Here is a 16,678-nt window from a genome sequence, read left to right on the forward strand (position 1 = left end):
ATCATCAGCGACCCGTCCACCGGGCAACGTGTCAACAGATCACGGGCGACGAGTCAGAGGTAGCTCACCCCGGTGAGCCGTTGCGCCGCGTCCCACAGCCGCCTGCCGACCTCCGGGTCCGCCGCCTCCCGGCTGAGCCTCGCCTCGGTGACCCTGCCCCGCGTCTCCCCCAGCCCCGCCGGGCCGAAGAACTGGCCTCCGCGCACGTGCGGATCCGTCGCGGCACGCAGTTGGGGCAGCGCGCCCTGTTCGAGCGGCTGGGCCATCAGCAGGCCGACCCGTGCCAGCACCTTGCCGCGGGCGCCGAGGTGTTCCCAGGCGCGCGGCGTGAGGTTGGTGCGGGTGACGCCGGGGTGGGCCAGGGTGCTGACGACCTCCGACCCGGCGGCGCGCAGTCGCCGGTCGAGTTCCAGGCCCAGCACGGTGTTGGCGAGTTTCGAACGGCCGTAGGCGGCGGACGCGCCGTAGCCGCGCTCGGACATGAGGTCGTCGAAGTCGAGGTGGGCCCGCTTGTGGGTGATCGAGCTGAGGGTCACCACCCTGGCCCGCCCGGCCGCGGTGAGGGCGTCGAGCACCAGCCCGGTGAGGGCGAAGTGTCCGAGCACGTTGGTGCCGAACTGCAGCTCGAAGCCGTCGGCGGAGGTCCGGCGCGGTCCGAGCAGGACGACGCCCGCGTTGTTGACGAGCAGGTCGATCGCCGGGTGGTCCGCGGTGAGCGCGGCCGCGAAGGCGCGCACGGAGGCCAGGGACGCCAGGTCCAGCTCGCGCACCTCGACGTCGCCGCCGATCCGGCGGGCCGCCTCCTCACCCGCGGCGGTGTTGCGCACGGCCAGCACGACGCGGGCGCCACGCCGGGCCAGTTCGGTGGCGGTCACGAGGCCGAGTCCGGAGTTGGCGCCCGTCACCACGGCCGTGCGGCCGGTCTGGTCGGGGATGCGGTCGGCGGTCCATGCCGTCATCGGTGGCTCCTGGAAGAGGTCGGAACGTGTCACCGGCGACGCTAGGAGCGGTCGGCGGGGACTCGGTCGGCCTCGGGCGCCTAGGTCTGGCAGACCTACCTTCCGCGTTCGCGCCGCGGGCACACTGGCGACATGGACAACGCCCGCCCGCACGCCCGTGAGCTCGGTGACTTCCTCCGCGCCCGCCGAGGCAGGCTGACCCCGCGCGACGTGGGGTTCGAACCGGGCGGGCGGCGCAAGATCACCGGGCTGCGGCGCGAGGAGCTGGCGCTGCTGGCCGGGCTGAGCACCGACTACTACCAGCGGATGGAGCAGGGCAGGGAGGTCCGCCCGTCCGACGACGTGCTGGACGCACTCGCCGGCGCCCTCGGCCTCGACGACGGCGAGCGCCGGCACCTGTTCGCGCTCGCCCGCGCCGCCCGGCGACCGGTGCCCGGCCCGGTGGACCGCGGTCCGGAACGGGTGCCGGAGAGCACGCGGCGGCTGTTGCGGGTGATGGACACCCCGGCGGTCGTGCTCGGCAGGCACCTCGACGTGCTCGACTGGAACCCGATGGCGGAGGCGTTGCTCGGTTCCCCGGCCGACCACCCGCCCGACCGGCTCAACATGCTGCTGCTGATGTTCGACGACGAGCTGACCGGGCAGCGGACCTGCCCGCACTGGGAACGGCAGGCGATGGAGTACATCGGCATGATGCGCGTCGCCGTCGCCACCGACCCCACCCATCCCCGCGCCACGGCGGTCGTGGGCGAGCTGAGCATCCGCAGCGCCGAGTTCCGCCGGCTGTGGGCCCGCCACGACGTGCGGGAGTCGGTCAGCGGCACCAAGACCTTCCACGTCCCGGAGGTGGGCGACATCGTCCTCGACTGGGACACCTACCCCCTGCCCGGCAACCCGGGCCCGGTCATGCTGGTCTTCACGGCCGACGCGGACGGCGCCGACGCCGACCGGTTGCGGCTGCTGCGTTCCCTGCGCGCGAGGAACTACAGCTCTCCACGCGAAGACTGAGCAGGACGCGTGCGGGTCAGCGCGTGCCGAAGTCCTGCGTCCAGTAGTGCCCGTACGTGGTGCCCTGCCGGTACTGGTGGCCGACGCCGATGTCGCGCAGGGCGCAGTTGAGGATGTTGGCCCGGTGTCCCGAGCTGTTCATCCACGAGCGCACGACGGCGGCGGCGTTCTGCTGCCCGGCGGCGACGTTCTCCGCCGCCCTGGTCCAGCGGGTGTAGCCGGCCCGTTCGATCCTGGTGACGAAGTTGCTGCCGTCGGATCCGGTGTGGCCCATGAAGTTCTTCGCGGCCATGTCCGCCGAGTGGCGTTGTGCCGCGGTGCTCAGCGCCGCGTTCTGCTTCAGGGCCGGGCATCCCGCCTTGGTGCGTTCGGCGTTCGTCAGGGTGATCACGTCCTCCTGCACGGTGGCCGCCGTGGCGTGAGGGGTGGGGGTGGCCGCCAGCGCCAGGGTCGCGGCGGCGATCAGGGTGGTGCGCAACGCGAACATCGTTGTTCTCCTGTGCGGGGAAGGGAAGGAGCCGGGGCGTGCCCCCGGCTCCCGGTGCCGCGACGGCTCAGACGATCTGCCAGGTCACGGAGATGATGCCGACGGAGGTGTCGGCCAGCTGGGAGAAGGCCGGCTGGCTCAGGTCGATCTTGTTGCTGGGACAGCTGGGGCACTTGTCCTTGATGGGGACGGTGATGGTGCGGCCGTTGTGGGTGACCCTGATGGACTTGCGGCACAGCGGGTCGTTGTTCGGGTTGGGCGTCGTCCACAGGGAGGCGGGCGCCGCGACCAGCAGCTGGGTGCCCGCGTTGATCTGCGTGCCGCAGGCGCCGTAGCCGGCGTCGTTGTAGTAGCTGGCGGTGCCGCTGACGGCGGAGGCGGTGCCGGAGAAGACGAACGAGAGGAGCGCGGCCGACGCGAGAGCGCCGAGCGCCTTGGCAGGGAACTTCATGACTTCCTCTCAGGAGTTGAACGTGACCTTGAAACCGGTGCAGTCGCCGCACTGGTACACGGTCTGGTTGCCCGGCTCGGTGTCCTGTTTGGACCAGGCGTAGGCCTTGGGGCAGCGTGACTTGATGGTGTTGCTGTAGTCGGTCGGCGCGTCCCGGTTGGGGTTGACGCAGTTGATGCGCTGACCGCCGGCGCCGTACTTGACGTACGCGGGGTTGCACAGGGGCAACAGGTTCTCGGGGCACCCGGCGGTGCCGCACGAGGTGGATCCCGGTGGTACGACCGCGTTCACCGGGGTGATGACCACCGGCACGGAGAAGGCGTTGACGTAGCTGACGTTGTACCAGGGCGCCAGCCGGTCGCGGGAGTCGAAGTTGAACTCCGCGAGGCTCGCCGGCTGTTCACCGGTGACGCAGCGGGCGGCCTGGACACCGCAGTCGCCGACCGCGCAGCGGAAGTCGGCGCCCGAGGTGCCCGTGCAGCCCGTGCGGGCGAAGAACTTGCCCCGCCAGTGACCGGGCGCCGCGGTCTCGGGGATCGTGATGGTCGCGGACTGGCCGCTGCGCAGGGTGGGCATGTTCGTCAGCACCTTCGAACCGTCCGCGTTGACGGTGCTGCCGACCCAGATCGTCTGACCGGTGTTGTTGACGAAGGTGACCGTGTGGTCGATCGCCGCGTTCGCCGCGGGTGCGGCGAGCCCGGCTACGGCGAACGCCAGCGCGAACACCGCTGCCACCGAACGGCGTAGTGATCGTGTGAGCATCAGGGGGCTCCCTCCTGCGAAACCGGTTCTGGTGCACCGGATGTCGTCAGGACTCCACGATCACCCCGCGTGACCACCCGTGACACCACGGTGAGTCCGCAAAGTTCCGATCCACCGGGTGGCCCGCAGCTCCCGGCGGCCGGACAGCCCGAGCTTGCGGTAGACCCGCGTCAGGTGGAGCTCGACGGTCCGCGTCGCCATCGCGAGCTCCGCCCCGATCTCCCTGTTGTTCAGGCCGGTGCGCACGAGCCGCGCGACCTCGGCCTCGGTGGGGGTCAGCACCGGCTCGACGTCCGGTGACGCGGCGAGAACGCTCCTGGACTGGTCGGCGCGCCGCACGACAACGATGTCACCGACGTCGAGGGCCGTGGCGCACGCTCGTTCGTAGATCTCCCCCGCCGCCGCCCGCTTGCCGTGGGCGACGAGCCGATCTCCGTAGTCGCAGAGGACTTCCGCCAGTTCCTTCCTGGCCTGCGCCATCTCCAGCAGGCGGATCGCACGCTCGTAGACCACGACGTCCTCGCCGTCGGCAGCACTCGCCCGTGCGACGGCCGCCAGACTCGATCCGAGGGTGCCCGGTTCGCCCCAGCGCGCCGCGGCGGTGTGCTCCTGCACCGCCAGGCGCAGGGCTTCGCCGATGTTCCCGCACGCCAGGGCGGCGCGGGAGGCCCGGGACCGCCACGGCAGGACGGCGGGGTTGACGACACCGGCCTCGGCGAAGGCCCGGCCGCACGCGAGGAGGGCCGCCAAGGCGTCGTGCGGGCGGTCCACCGCCATCGCCACCACAGCCTTGGCCGCGAGCAGCAGCGAACGTCCCCGGTGGTGTGCCTCGATCATCGCGTCGACACCGGCCAACGCGGCTTCGGCCGCGCGAGGATCCCCTTGGGCGACGAGCAGTTCCACCTGCCAGAGCACCGCGAACGGGCGGATGTCCTCGTGCTCCACCGCATCGAGCAACGAGGTGCACCTCGCTAGGTCACCGGTGCGGCGCGCGACGCAGGCCCTGGCGAGCAGGGCTCGCTCCACCACCGCCCGGTCACCGGGACGTTCCTCGATCAGCGCGAGACTGTGCGCGTCGGCGGCGACGAGCTCACCCGCGCAGACCAGCGTCCCCAACGCGCGTGACACGCACACGGGGTTCTCCCGGCACGCGGCGGTGACCATCGCCCTCTCGGCCGCCTGGACGGCCTCGGCCCAGTTCTCCCCAGCGGCGAGCAGTTCGGCCGCGACGGCCGCCGCGCAGTCGTGGTCCGGGGCGGCTTTCATGCCGTGGGGACGAACGCACGGCGAAGGCCCGGTCTGCCCGCCACCCCCATCTTGCGGTAGACGGCGGTGAGGTGGAACTCGACGGTGCGCAACGTCAGGTCCAGCTCGGCGGCGATCTCGCGGTTCGACCTCCCGGCTCTCGCGAGCAGGGCGACCCTGCGTTCCCGTCCGCTCAGCGCGGACTCGCCGTCGTTGCGCAACAACCGTGCCGCCAGCGCGTCGACCGCCTGCGTCCACTGTGGACAGGCGACGTCGGCCGCCGCCTCGCGCAGGATCCGGGCGTGCTTCCTCGCGCGGTCCACCTCCCCTCTGGCGAGCAGGAGCTGCGCCAGGTCGTGGCGCGCCCGCAGCGCCTCGCCCGCGGTCGGCGCCCGCCCCAGGCAGGTGATCGCCTCCTCGAGCAGGACGTCGTCGCCGCCGCGGGCCAGGGCGCAGGCGTGCAGCGCTAGACCGATCGCCCGCGGCCCGCCCCACCGCCTCGCCGCCACCAGGTCCTTGTCGGCGCAGACCCGCGCGAGCACGAGGTCTCCGGAGTTTGAGGCGGCGAGGGCGGCCGAGGACCGCCACGGCAGCACCGCCGGGTTGACGACGCCCCACGTGGTGAGCCGCCGGCCGCACTCGAGGAACTCGTCCAGCGCCGCGGCGCTGCGCCCCTCGGCCAGCAGGAGCCTGCCCCGCGCGAAGTGCAGCTCGGCGCCGTCCGGCTCGGCCGCCGGGCGTTCGGCCTCCAGCACGGCACGCGCCCTGCCGAGCTCACCGGCTTCGGCCAGTGCCAGCGCCAGCCACGCGGCCGCGACGGCCCGCAGCCGCGGCCGGACGCCCCTGCCCGCCGCGCCGCCCAGCAGCCGGACCGCAGCGCGCGGATCGCCGCGCAGCAGCATGATCCGGCCACCGAGGAGGTCGTGGACGTCCTCGTGCCGGCCGGGCGCGGTCACCCAGTGCCGGTGCGCCACGTCGAGCTCGTCGGCGTAGGTCAGGACGAGCACCGCCTGCCAGAACGCTCCGGCGTCCGGCCGTTCCGCCGAGGTCAGCACGCGTTGCGCGATGCCGACGGCCTCTTCCCTGTCCGCGCCGCGGTTCGCCGCCTGCACCGCGCGGAACGAGAGCGCTCTCATCGTTGCGGCCCGCCGGCCCGTTCCCGGGCTGCCGGGGAGGTACGCGACCGCACCCGGTTCCAGTTCGCCCCGGGCCACCGCGGTGTCGGCGAGGCGGTCGGACTCGGTCCACCGTCCGCCGCGGATCAGGTCGAACCGCCTGCGGCGAACGTCGTCGAGAGGGCCGCTGTTCGTCATGCGGACGGGTCCTTCCCTGCTCGGCCGACTGATGCGCGAGGCCTCTCCCGGATTCGTCTCATATGGACGGTGCTCTGGTCTGGACCTTACCGGCAATCACGTGCGGGCTGAACCCGTCGTTTCCTGGGATTTTCGCCAGTTGGCAAAGTGGAATTCCAGGAGTATTAAAAGGAATCAGGCGCGCGGGGCACCGAACAACGAGGAGCAGTGCTCGGCGAACGCCTGCGCCCGGCGCGTCAGCGGACCGCCGGCGGCCCAGCCCAGCACGACGGGCGTGGTCGGCACGGCGTCGCGCAGCGCCACCGCCACCACCTCCAGCCCCTCGTACGAAGAGCTCACCGCCGGTTGCTGGACGGTCATCGAGTACCCGAGACCGCGCGCCACCAGCGACCGCGCCAGCTCGAAGCTGCGGGCCCGGTGCGCCACCACCATCTCCACCCCCGCCGCGTCGAACACGGACCGGAAGTAGCGCTCGCTCGGGGGGACGTCCAGCAGCACGAACGGATCGCCGGTGAGCTCGCGCAGAGCCACCGCACGCCGGCGGCGCAACCGGTGGCCGGCGGGCAGCAGCACCTTCGGCCGTTGGTCGTACAACGTCCTGGTCGCGATGCCGGGCACCAGGTCCTGGTCGTAGAGGAACGCGATCTCGCACCGCCCGGCGACCAGGACCTCCCCGATCTCCGGCAGGCTCCCCTCCACGAACCGCACAGACACCTCCGGATGCGCGCTCTCGAACGTCGCGATCGCCGCGGGCAGGTGGAACGGGGCGATCGGCGCGTAGCACCCGACCGTGAGGACACCGCTGACCTGCCGGCTCAGCCCCCGCGCCTCGACGCCGAGATCGGCCATCGCCCCGACCACCCGGCGGGCGTCCGCGAGCACCCGCGTGCCCGCCGCCGTCACCGCGGCGCCCCTGCGCGGCGACCGGACGACCAGGTGCAGGTCCAGCACGCGTTCCAGTTCGCTCAACGCCAGTGAGATCGCGCCCTGCGAGACGTGGCAGCGCGCGGCGGCGGCCGTCAGCGAGCCGGTCTCCGCCACCGCGATCAGGTATTCGAGCTGCCGCAGCGTCACATTGGGCAGATTCATGAGCTGAGCTTATGACTGAACGGAGAAACGTGAACTGGCCAAAAGATTCGTTCAACGGCATCGTCCGGAAGGTGACACGACCGCACACCCACCCGTTCCTGCCGTACACGCCGCCCCGCCTGCCGATCGAGGAGGGACTCGACCGCGGCAGGGCGTTGCACCGGCTGCTCGACGCACGCCGGTCCGTGCGCTGGTTCTCGCCCGACCCCGTTCCGGCGGAGGCGATCGAACTGGCCGTGCGCGCCGCGAACACCGCGCCGAGCGGTGCGCACCAGCAGCCGTGGCGGTTCGCCGCCACCGGGGACGAGGTGCTCAAGCGCCGCATCCGGGCAGCGGCCGAGGAAGAGGAACGCCGCTTCTACCACGAACGCGAGCTGCCGGACTGGCACGCGGCCCTCGCACACCTGGAGACCAACGCCGACAAGGAGTTCCTGGAAGTCGCGCCCTGGCTCGTGGTCGCGTTCGCGCAGAAGCAGCAGAACGGCAAGAAGACCTACTACACCAACGAAAGCGTCGGCATCGCGTGCGGGTTCTTCATCGCCGCACTGCATTCGATGGGCCTGGCGACCCTGACGCACACGCCGAACCCGATGACGTTCCTGACCGAGCTGCTGGGACGGGACGGCGAACGGCCGTACATCCTCTTCCCGATCGGGTACCCGGCCGACGACTGCGAGGTGCCGGACCTGCGCCGCAAGCCCCTGGACGAGGCCCTCACCTTCACCGGCGGGCTTGCCTGATCGTCCCACCGCCGGGGACGATCGAGGACGTGGACGAACTACGCGCGCTGATCACCAAGCACGCCCGCCCGGACCTGACCACCACCATCGACGACGTCCTGGTCTCCAGGACCGCGGTGGGAGGCCCGCCGGCCCCGTCCATGACCGGCACGATCCTCGCTTTCATCGCCCAGGGCCGCAAACGCATCGCGCTGGGCGACCGCGTCTACGACTACCGCGCGGGCCAGTACCTGGTGACGTCGATCGACATGCCGATCACCGGCAACTACGTCGGCATCAGCCCGTCCGAGCCCGCGCTCGGCCTCGGCCTGGTCCTGCGGCCGGACAAGGTCGCGGAACTGCTCCTCGCCCACGACCTGCCGAAAGCCGCGGGCACGCCGGAGGGCCTGGCCGTCAGCGACGCCTCCCCCGAGCTCGTCGACGCCGTGACGAGGCTCGCGCGCCTCCTCGACCAGCCGAAGGACGCGCGGGCGCTGGCCCCGTTGATCAAGCAGGAGATCCTCTGGCGGGTCATGACCGGCGAGCAGGGCGCCGCCGTGCGGCAACTCGGCGCCCAGGACAGCGGTCTCAGCCACATCGCGAGGGCGGTGAGGTGGATCAGGGAGAACTACGCGGAGTCGTTCAAGGTCGAGAACGTCGCGCGCGTCGCGGGCATGAGCGAATCGGCGTTCTACCGCAACTTCCAGGCCGTCACGGCGATGAGCCCGATCCAGTTCCAGAAGCAGATCCGGTTGCAGGAGGCCAGGTTGCTGCTCGCGACGAGCTCCGACGTGACAAGCGTCAGCCACCGCGTCGGCTACGACAGCCCGTCGCAGTTCAGCCGCGAGTACCGCCGCCAGTTCGGCGCGCCGCCCAGCAGGGACGCGAAGCTCAGGCTCCAGCCCGTTCTCTGACGTCGAGGTACACCGCGCGGACCTCCAGCGTCCGCTCGACCTTCTCGATGACGGGCGCGAAGAACTGGCGCCGGTGCTCGGCGTCGCTCATCGAGATCACCGAGAAGTACATGCTGCCGAACGCCGCGAACAGCGTGGCGTTGCGCAGCATCGCCGACGGCACACCGGGGATCATCGACGGCGTCGCGGGCGCCCCGATCCACTGCTCGGCGATCTCGGGCGTGACCACGATCAGGCCCAGCACCACGAAGAACGCGAACAGCGACAGCCCGATCACCGCCGCCTGCACCAGCTGCCGGATCGCAAGCATCACCAGCAGGTTGCGCGACTGCCGGCCGTTCAACTTCTTGGGCGGCAACGGCTCCGCGATGTTCACTCCGGACAGCGGGGTGCCCTTGCAGGCGACCTTCAGGATCTCCGGCCGCAAGTCCTGTTCCACCCGGCCGATCTCGTCGCGCAGCCGGGCCGCCGCCGCGAGCACGGTGATCGCGGCGAACAGCAGCACGACGAGGCTGACCCGCGGCCACAGCAGCCGGTTCATCGCCTGCCACAGCTCACCGGTGAAGAACAGGAACAGCGTCACGAACAGCATCGGCGGCAACGCCCTGCCGATCAGGTGCACGCTGTTGCGCAGGTCCGCGATCACGTGCCGGATGGCCGCCTTGAGCAGCGCGCCCAGCCCGTAGGTCGTGGCCAGCATCGTCGCCACGAACGCGAACCCGAAGACCATCACGAACCACACCAGGGCGCCCCAGACCGACTCGGACTCCGCGTCCCCGTCCGGTGCGGTGAACTTGACGTCGATCGCGGACTGCACCAGCGGTGTGATCACCGGTATCGCCGCGTACACGACCAGCACCAGCACGGTCATCCGCGGGGAGAAGCTCGGCATCCGCCGCACGAACAGCGAGAGCAGGACCCACGCGGAGATCATCACCGCGACGATCAGCCCGAGCAGCAGCCACCGCGACAGGCCGGCGGACTGCTGCAGCACCAGCCACGCGAGGCTGCCGACGGCCACGAACGTGAGCGCCGGCAACATCCGCGGCAGCACGTGCGACCGGAAGCCGTAGCCCTCGATCATCGTCGGGGCGCCCTGCCGGACGAACCACTGCTCGGTCCGCCGCACGACCGTCTCCGAAGCCACGGCGAGGATCATGCCTCACCGCTCGAACAGCCGCGCCATGATGGAGTAGTAGTGGGACGGCGTGATGCGGGCGAGCGCGTCGAACACGTAGGCGTCCGGGCCGACGAGCACGCGCGACTTCCCGCGTTCGACGCCGCGGTGGATGATCTCGGCTGCCTTGTCCGGGGTGGTCAGCGCGATCCTGTCGAAGTCCGCCGCCATCTGCTCCACCGACCGGCCCTGCTCGTCGAGCTCGGTGTGGATGCGGCCGTTGCGGATGATGTTGGTCTTGATGCCGCCGGGGTGCACGGCGACCGCCGAGACACCGGTGCCGCGCAGCTCCTGGCGCAGCGAGTCCGTGAAGCCGCGGACGGCGAACTTCGCGGCGCAGTACGCGCTCTGCTTCGGCATCCCGCACAGCCCGAACACGCTGGAGGTGTTCACGACGACGCCGTAGTTCTGCTTGACCAGCTGCGGCAGGAACGCCCGCGTGCCGTTCACGACACCCCAGTAGTTGATGTCGAACAGCCAGGAGTCGTCCTCCACCACGGAGTTCAGCACGGTCGTGGAGGTGGCGACGCCCGCGTTGTTGAACACCGCCGCGAGCGGCAGGTCGAGCCACGCCCGCACCTCGCCCGCGAACTGCTGAACGTCCTCGGCGTCGCGCACGTCGAGGACCCTGGTGAGCACCGGGCCCTGCAGCGACGCGGCGGTCTTCTCCAGCTCGATCTCGTTGACGTCGGCGATGGCCACCGGGCACCCGTGCCGGGACAACCGCTGCGCGAGGCTGCGGCCGATCCCCGAGGCGGCCCCGGTGATCACCGCCGGGCGTCCTGAGAGCTTGCGGACCATGTCTGCTCCTGTCGTCGAGGACGGCGGAGCACTCACGTTAGCGGCGCAGTTCGGGGAACTGGTCGTCGCGCCACTCCCCCTTCTCCCCGGCGCCCTGCTCCTCCCGCGCGCGGAGGTCGACCCGGCGGATCTTGCCGGACACGGTCTTGGGCAGCTCGAAGAACTCCAGCCTCCGGATCCGCTGGAACGGCGCCAGGTTCTCGCGGGCGTGCCTGAGGATCTCCAGCGCCGTCTCGCGGTTGGGCTCCCAGCCCGCGCTCAGGGCCACGTACGCCTTGGGCACGGCGAGCCGCAGCGGATCGGGCGCCGGCACGACAGCGGCCTCGGTGACCGCCGGGTGCTCGATCAGCACGCTCTCCAGTTCGAACGGCGAGATCTTGTAGTCCGACGCCTTGAACACGTCGTCGGTGCGCCCGATGTAGAACAGGTAGCCGTCCTCGTCGCGGCTCGCGATGTCACCCGTGTGGTAGTAACCGCCGGCCATCGCCTCGGCGTTGCGCTCGTCGTCGCCGTGGTAGCCGACCATCAGCGACATCGGCCGCTCGCCCAGGTCGACGCAGATCTCGCCCTCGTCGGCCTGCTCGCCGGTGATCGGGTCGACGAGCACGATCGGGACGCCCCGCAGAGGCCGTCCCATCGAGCCGGGCTTCACCGGCGCGCCCGGCACGTTGCCGACCGACAGCGTGGTCTCCGTCTGGCCGAAGCCGTCGCGGATCGTGAGGCCCCACTGGTTCTGGACCTGCTCGACCACCTCGGGGTTGAGCGGCTCGCCGGCGGCCACGACCTCGCGCAGCCCGCCGGGCCCGCCGCTGAGGTCGGCCTTGATCAGCATCCGCCAGACGGTCGGCGGCGCGCAGAACGTGCTGACGCCCTTCTCGCGGATCTGGCCGAGCAACGCGGCCGCGTCGAACCGGGTGTAGTTGTAGACGAAGATCGTCGCCTCGGCGATCCACGGCGCGAAGAAGCAGCTCCACGCGTGCTTGGCCCAGCCGGGCGAGCTGATGTTGAGGTGCACGTCGCCGGGCCTGAGGCCGATCCAGTGCATGGTCGTGAGGTGGCCCACCGGGTAGGAGACCTGGGTGTGCTCGACGAGCTTGGGGCGGCTGGTCGTGCCGGAGGTGAAGTACAGCAGCAGCCGGTCGTCGGGCTTGGTCCGCGGATGTGGCAACGGGGTGTCCGGCGCCTGCGCGGTGTCCGCGTAGTCCACCCAGCCGGCCGCGGTGCCACCGACGCTGATCAGGACGGGCCCTTCCGCGAACTTGCCGGCGTCCTCGACGCGCGCGATGACGTGCCGCACCGAACCCCGCCGAAGGCGGTCCTCGAGATCGGCCGGTCCGAGCGCGGTGGTGGTCGGCATGATCACCGCGCCGAGCTTCATCACCGCGAGCATCGACTCCCACAGCTCGGCCTGGTTGCCCAGCATGATCATCACGCTGTCGCCCTTGCCGACGCCGTGCCCCGCGAGCCAGTGGGCGACGCTGTTGGACCGGCGGCGCACCTCGTCGAACGAGTACGCGCGCTCGGAACCGTCCTCCTCGACGATGTGCAACGCCGTCGCGGAGTTGCCCTCGGCGATGACGTCGAACCAGTCGTGCGCCCAGTTGAAGTCGTCGCCGAAGCTGGGCCAGCTGAACGCGCCGGGGTCGCTGAGCACGAGGTCGCGAGCCGCGCGGTAGGTGTCGTGACTGGACATGTCGGAGAGGGTGGTGAGCGCCGGGCCACCGGTATACCCCCGATCGGGGGTGCACCCCTTTTCGAGGGTGCGGTCGTCGGCGAAACTGCTGGCGTGCTGCCAGACCGTTTCCAGGCACTGCTGCCGCAACGCCTGGACATGCTCCGCCGTGCCACCGGGCTGCCCGTCGTGTTCGGCGGTGCGGTCACGCCCGCCCACGAGCTGTTGTTGAGCAGCTTCCTGGGCGTGCACGGCACGTCGCTGCACGGTCTGCGCGTCGGCACGGGCCGCGGCCTGGGCGGCACGGCGATCGCGTTGGGCAGCGCCGTGCGCGTCAACGACTACGCCTCGACCAGGGCGATCACCCACGAGTTCGACCAGATGGTGGTGGTGAACGAACGGCTGACCTCGGTGTTCGCCTACCCGGTGACGGTGCGCGGCACCGTGCACGGCGTGCTCTACGGGGCCGTGCGCGGGCAGACGCCCGTGGGAGACCGGGCGATCAGGATGGCCGGCGCCATCGCGCAGCACTTCGCACAGGACCTGGACATGCCTTCCCTCCACACGCAGGCCGCACTCCGCGAACTGGCCGAGGTCGCCAAGCTCGTCGGCGACCCGGTGCTGCGCGACCGACTCCGCAAGGTGCACCAGAGCCTCGGCGGGGAACCTCCCGTGAGCGTCCCCTCCGGCCTGACCCCGCGTGAACTCGATACGCTCCGGCTGGCCGCGGTCGGTGCGTCGAACCGGGAGATTGCCGCCGAGCTCGGGTTGAGCACCGAGACCGTCAAGGCCTACCTCCGGGGCGCGATGCGCAAGCTGGGGGTGCACAACAGAACCGCCGCGGTCCACGCGGCGAGGTCGACGGGAGCGCTGTGAGATGTCGTTGATGGAGAAGGCCGTGATCGGGACCGATCGCCTGCTCTACAAGCTGACCGGCGGCAAGTTCACACTCGTGTCGTTGTCCAAGCAGACCGGCCTGACGCTGATCACCGTCGGCGCCAAGTCCGGTGAGCGGCGCGAGAACCAGGTGCAGTACGTGGCCGACGGCGAGTCGATGCTGGTCGTCGGTTCCAACTGGGGCAAGCCCCACCACCCGGCGTGGACCGCGAACCTGGTGAAGAACCCGGACATCCAGGTGAACGTGCGCGGCGACGTCCGCGACGTGCGGGGCACGTTGCTGGAGGGGGCCGAGCGGGAGGCCGCCTGGACCCGGATGGTGGCGGCCTGGCCCGCGTTCCAGGACTACGTGGAGCGTTCAGGCGGCCGCGAACTGCGGGTCTTCCGCCTGACTGCGCGCTGAGTCCCACGCCAGCCACACGCAGCCCACGACCATCAGCACGCCGTGGGCGATCCGTACCGCCGGCGGCGTGAAGAACTGCGGCAGGAACAACGCGAACCCGGCCGCGAACACGATCGCCGCGGTGGTGCGGAGCTTCAGTGCGACCAGGACCGCCGCGACGCCCACGGTGACCAGCCCGAGGCCGAAAGTCGTGACGGCGAACGGGTTGTAGCGCACGGCCTCGGCCAGTTCGAGGACGTTCGGCTGCTGTGCGACGGCGTGCAGGCCGAAGTCCTCGGCGCCGTAGTACGGCAACGTGAGGCCTGCGCCGACCCAGAACGTGATCGCGGCCGTGCGGTGGACCTCCAGCAACGCGATCGGCACGAGGATGAAGCCGATCATCGCGAACAGGTGCGAGAGGACCCAGGCGGTCGAGCCCATCGAGGCCGCCGCGCCCGCGGCCGTCGTCTCGTCGTGCCACGGTCTCAGCGCCGGGTAGAGCAGGAACAGCAGGCCTGCCGCGGAAAGCGTCCACTTCACGATTGCCCCCTGAGGTCGTCGAGGTACATCCGGACGAGCTGGTCGTAGGTGTCGTCGAGGCCCTCTGGCAGGCCGAACCCGCCGCTGGACTCGATCGACGCGAACCCGTGCGCGATGACCCGCAGCCGCCGGGTGGCGTGGACGGCGTCCGAGCCCTCCAGGCCGTAGCTCCTCAGCGTCGCGAGCAGGACGTCCATGAGCTTCGCCCCGGCCGCCCGCTGAAGTTCGTCGTGCAGCGGGTCCATCGGCGCGGCCGCGTAGCGGTTCGGGTGCTCCGCCGCATACGCGCGGTGCGCGTGCATGAGCGCCTCGACGGCCTCGTCGCCCGACCGGCCCAGGACCGCCTCGGTGAACCGGGCGGTCATGTCCTCGATCACGCGCACGCCGATGTGGCCCCGGAGCTCGGCGAGGCTCGCGACGTGCTTGTACAGCGAGGGTGTGGCCACTCCGGTCCGTGCGGCGACGGCGGCGAGCGTCAGCGCGCCGGCCCCCTGCTCGTCGACCAGTTCCAGTGCGGCGTCCACGACCTTGGCGGTGGTGAGACGTGGGCGAACAGCCATAGCTTAAAAGCTAATATTGTTAGCCTTGCGTGTCAAGCGGGGAGGTTTGGTGAAGATCTCGTGGATCCCCGCGAACGCGGGCCCGCTCGCCGATAGGAAGAACAGGTCATTCGCATCGGCAAGGAGAAACCATTGCGATTAGCCAAGATCCTGGGGGCGGTCACCGCGGGCCTGCTGCTCGCGTCGACCGTCACGGCAGCACCGGCCACGGCCGGTCCGACGTTGCAGAACACGATCGACCCGAGCACCGTGCAGGAGTCGATCGACTACCTGGTGCAGACCTACCGCGTCAGCGAGCGGGAAGCGTTGCGGCGGCTGGAACTGCAGAACGACGCGGCGAAGCTCGAGGAGAGACTCCAGAAGGAGGCCGCCGGCGAGTACGGCGGCATGTGGCTCGACCAGCAGGCCGGTGAGCTCGTCGTGGCGATGACGAAGCCCGCCGCCGCCCAGCGCCAGATCGGTTCGATGGCGGACCGCGCGCACGTCAAGGTCCGCACGGTCAAGAACTCCCTGGCCTCACTGCGCGCCGCCCACGACCGCATCAGCGAGCAGGTCGGCGCGGGAGCGGACTCGGTGTACCTGCCGGCCGTCAGCACGACCGAGAACCGCGTCGTCGTGTGGGAACGCGCGTGGCTGCGGAAGAACGAGGTCGGAGCGGCCGCGCAGGCGGAGATCCGCACGTTCGACGCCGACCCGGGCATGGTCTCGGCCCGCGTCCTGCAGGAGCCGACGCCGTACTCGGCCGACCCGGTCGACTGGGGCTTCTGCCACCCGTTGTACTGCACGAACTACGGCCCCATGCGCGGCGGCCTGCGCCTGGACATGAGGCGTGACAACGGCACCACCGGCGGCTGCACCTCGGCCTTCAACCTGCGGACGACCGGAGGGGCGTTCCCCGGTGTGCCGTGGGTGCTGACCGCGGGCCACTGCATGGCCACCAAGACGAACAACGTGCCGACCGAGCACAACCGCCAGGTCGTCCTCAACCAGCACGGCATCGAGAAGAACTCCTACCCGTACGACTACGCCGCACTGCGGTACGTCGACGCGGCCACCGCGAACACGTGGCTGGAGAGCCAGACGAACCGCAACACCGTGCTGAAGTACTGCCGCAACGGCGGTCTCGACAGCAACGGCGACACCCCGTGCGGCCCGCAGGTGACCTCGCAGAACCAGGAGATCACCTCGGTCACCCCGCTGTCCGGGATCCTGGCCGGCGCGATCGTGTGCGCGTCCGGCTCGGGCTCCAGCGCGGTGAACTACCCGGACTCCTACGACAGCGGCGCTGGTGAGGGCTACCTCGTCGGCACCCGCTGCGGCCGTGTCCTCTCGACCGACGTCGGCATCAACACCGACATCTGCGCGCGGAACGGTGACAGCGGCAGCCCGTTGTTCAGCCAGGTCACCCAGGCCGGGCTCGGCATCCTCAACGGCAGCCAGCAGGCCCGCAGCGGTGCCTGCCAGCTCGGCGAGCTGAACAACTACTCGCCGCTCTCGACGATCCTCGAGGACCTGAGCGCCCGCCAGGCGAGCGGCGGGTCGGTCTTCACCGTCATCACCACCCCGCAAGGCTGAGCCGGCCGTCTCCGCAGGGTCCGTTTAGGCCCTGCGGAGACGCAGTTTTGAGTTAAGCAGCCTTAAATCCGCTGGTAGTGGTTCAGCCCGCCTGAGAGCGCTCTCATCTGACAAATTCGTGAAAACC

At 70.7% G+C, this 16,678-nt stretch carries 18 protein-coding genes; 6 read left to right on the forward strand and 12 right to left on the reverse strand.

Translation table 11 applies throughout. The features are described from left to right. Positions 1 to 53 precede the first annotated feature (53 nt). Positions 54 to 959 carry an oxidoreductase gene (locus tag IE307_RS04940; RefSeq protein WP_191296206.1) on the reverse strand — a complete coding sequence of 302 codons (906 nt, stop codon included), beginning with the start codon at positions 957 to 959 and terminating at the stop codon, positions 54 to 56. A 132-nt stretch (positions 960 to 1,091) separates the two neighbouring features. On the opposite strand from IE307_RS04940, the gene IE307_RS04945 reads away from it, so the two are divergent. After that, on the forward strand, positions 1,092 to 1,967 hold the full coding sequence (locus IE307_RS04945; protein ID WP_191296207.1) for a helix-turn-helix transcriptional regulator: 876 nt from the start codon (positions 1,092 to 1,094) through the stop codon (positions 1,965 to 1,967). Positions 1,968 to 1,983: 16 nt separating this feature from the next. Here IE307_RS04945 and IE307_RS04950 read toward each other — a convergent pair whose 3' ends face one another. From IE307_RS04950 to IE307_RS04975, 6 genes are all read right to left on the reverse strand, one after another. After that, positions 1,984 to 2,454 (reverse strand): CAP domain-containing protein, encoded by a 471-nt coding sequence (locus IE307_RS04950; RefSeq protein WP_191296208.1) that lies wholly within the window; start codon positions 2,452 to 2,454, stop codon positions 1,984 to 1,986. A 67-nt stretch (positions 2,455 to 2,521) separates the two neighbouring features. Then, positions 2,522 to 2,905, reverse strand: coding sequence for a cysteine/serine endopeptidase inhibitor (locus IE307_RS04955; RefSeq protein ID WP_191296209.1), 384 nt, complete (start codon positions 2,903 to 2,905; stop codon positions 2,522 to 2,524). A 9-nt stretch (positions 2,906 to 2,914) separates the two neighbouring features. After that, positions 2,915 to 3,667, reverse strand: coding sequence for a thaumatin family protein (locus IE307_RS04960; RefSeq protein WP_191296210.1), 753 nt, complete (start codon positions 3,665 to 3,667; stop codon positions 2,915 to 2,917). A gap of 60 nt (positions 3,668 to 3,727) precedes the next feature. After that, positions 3,728 to 4,933 carry a helix-turn-helix transcriptional regulator gene (locus IE307_RS04965; protein WP_191296211.1) on the reverse strand — a complete coding sequence of 402 codons (1,206 nt, stop codon included), beginning with the start codon at positions 4,931 to 4,933 and terminating at the stop codon, positions 3,728 to 3,730. Continuing rightward, the gene (locus IE307_RS04970) at positions 4,930 to 6,225 is read right to left on the reverse strand and encodes a helix-turn-helix domain-containing protein (RefSeq protein ID WP_191296212.1); all 1,296 of its coding nucleotides are present in this window, start codon (positions 6,223 to 6,225) and stop codon (positions 4,930 to 4,932) included. Before IE307_RS04970 ends, IE307_RS04965 begins: the two co-directional genes overlap by 4 nt. A 174-nt stretch (positions 6,226 to 6,399) precedes the next feature. Continuing rightward, complete coding sequence (locus IE307_RS04975; RefSeq protein ID WP_191296213.1) at positions 6,400 to 7,314, reverse strand: LysR family transcriptional regulator; 915 nt, start codon at positions 7,312 to 7,314, stop codon at positions 6,400 to 6,402. 71 nt (positions 7,315 to 7,385) lie between these two features. Between IE307_RS04975 and IE307_RS04980 the strand changes: the two genes are divergently transcribed. Continuing rightward, on the forward strand, positions 7,386 to 8,054 hold the full coding sequence (locus IE307_RS04980) for a nitroreductase family protein (protein WP_229904389.1): 669 nt from the start codon (positions 7,386 to 7,388) through the stop codon (positions 8,052 to 8,054). Between the two features lie 29 nt (positions 8,055 to 8,083). Next, positions 8,084 to 8,947 carry an AraC family transcriptional regulator gene (locus IE307_RS04985; RefSeq protein ID WP_229904390.1) on the forward strand — a complete coding sequence of 288 codons (864 nt, stop codon included), beginning with the start codon at positions 8,084 to 8,086 and terminating at the stop codon, positions 8,945 to 8,947. Here IE307_RS04985 and IE307_RS04990 read toward each other — a convergent pair. The 3 genes from IE307_RS04990 to IE307_RS05000 are packed head-to-tail and all read right to left on the reverse strand — an operon-like array spanning position 8,925 to position 12,618. Next, positions 8,925 to 10,094, reverse strand: a complete 1,170-nt coding sequence (locus IE307_RS04990) for a hypothetical protein (protein ID WP_191296215.1) — start codon at positions 10,092 to 10,094, stop codon at positions 8,925 to 8,927. The two genes, IE307_RS04985 and IE307_RS04990, sit on opposite strands and share 23 nt — an antisense overlap. A gap of 15 nt (positions 10,095 to 10,109) precedes the next feature. Then, on the reverse strand, positions 10,110 to 10,925 hold the full coding sequence (locus IE307_RS04995) for an SDR family NAD(P)-dependent oxidoreductase (protein ID WP_191296216.1): 816 nt from the start codon (positions 10,923 to 10,925) through the stop codon (positions 10,110 to 10,112). A 37-nt stretch (positions 10,926 to 10,962) separates the two neighbouring features. Beyond that, positions 10,963 to 12,618: an AMP-binding protein gene (locus IE307_RS05000; RefSeq protein WP_191296217.1), complete on the reverse strand. Its 1,656-nt coding sequence runs from the start codon at positions 12,616 to 12,618 to the stop codon at positions 10,963 to 10,965. Positions 12,619 to 12,711: 93 nt separating this feature from the next. Between IE307_RS05000 and IE307_RS05005 the strand changes: the two genes are divergently transcribed. Next, positions 12,712 to 13,473, forward strand: a complete 762-nt coding sequence (locus IE307_RS05005) for a LuxR C-terminal-related transcriptional regulator (RefSeq protein ID WP_191296218.1) — start codon at positions 12,712 to 12,714, stop codon at positions 13,471 to 13,473. Positions 13,474 to 13,483: 10 nt separating this feature from the next. Next, the gene (locus IE307_RS05010; protein ID WP_229904391.1) at positions 13,484 to 13,897 is read left to right on the forward strand and encodes a nitroreductase family deazaflavin-dependent oxidoreductase; all 414 of its coding nucleotides are present in this window, start codon (positions 13,484 to 13,486) and stop codon (positions 13,895 to 13,897) included. On the opposite strand, the gene IE307_RS05015 is transcribed toward IE307_RS05010, so the two are convergent. Together IE307_RS05015 and IE307_RS05020 are read right to left on the reverse strand one after the other, a co-directional pair. Then, positions 13,853 to 14,416 (reverse strand): hypothetical protein, encoded by a 564-nt coding sequence (locus IE307_RS05015; RefSeq protein ID WP_191296220.1) that lies wholly within the window; start codon positions 14,414 to 14,416, stop codon positions 13,853 to 13,855. The two genes, IE307_RS05010 and IE307_RS05015, sit on opposite strands and share 45 nt — an antisense overlap. Next, on the reverse strand, positions 14,413 to 14,976 hold the full coding sequence (locus IE307_RS05020; protein WP_191296221.1) for a TetR/AcrR family transcriptional regulator: 564 nt from the start codon (positions 14,974 to 14,976) through the stop codon (positions 14,413 to 14,415). Before IE307_RS05020 ends, IE307_RS05015 begins: the two co-directional genes overlap by 4 nt. Before the next feature lie 132 nt (positions 14,977 to 15,108). Between IE307_RS05020 and IE307_RS05025 the strand changes: the two genes are divergently transcribed. Further along, positions 15,109 to 16,551: a trypsin-like serine protease gene (locus IE307_RS05025; RefSeq protein ID WP_229904392.1), complete on the forward strand. Its 1,443-nt coding sequence runs from the start codon at positions 15,109 to 15,111 to the stop codon at positions 16,549 to 16,551. The last annotated feature ends 127 nt before the right edge of the window (positions 16,552 to 16,678 follow it).

Source organism: Lentzea cavernae, from assembly GCF_014653695.1.
Classification (GTDB): domain Bacteria; phylum Actinomycetota; class Actinomycetes; order Mycobacteriales; family Pseudonocardiaceae; genus Lentzea; species Lentzea cavernae.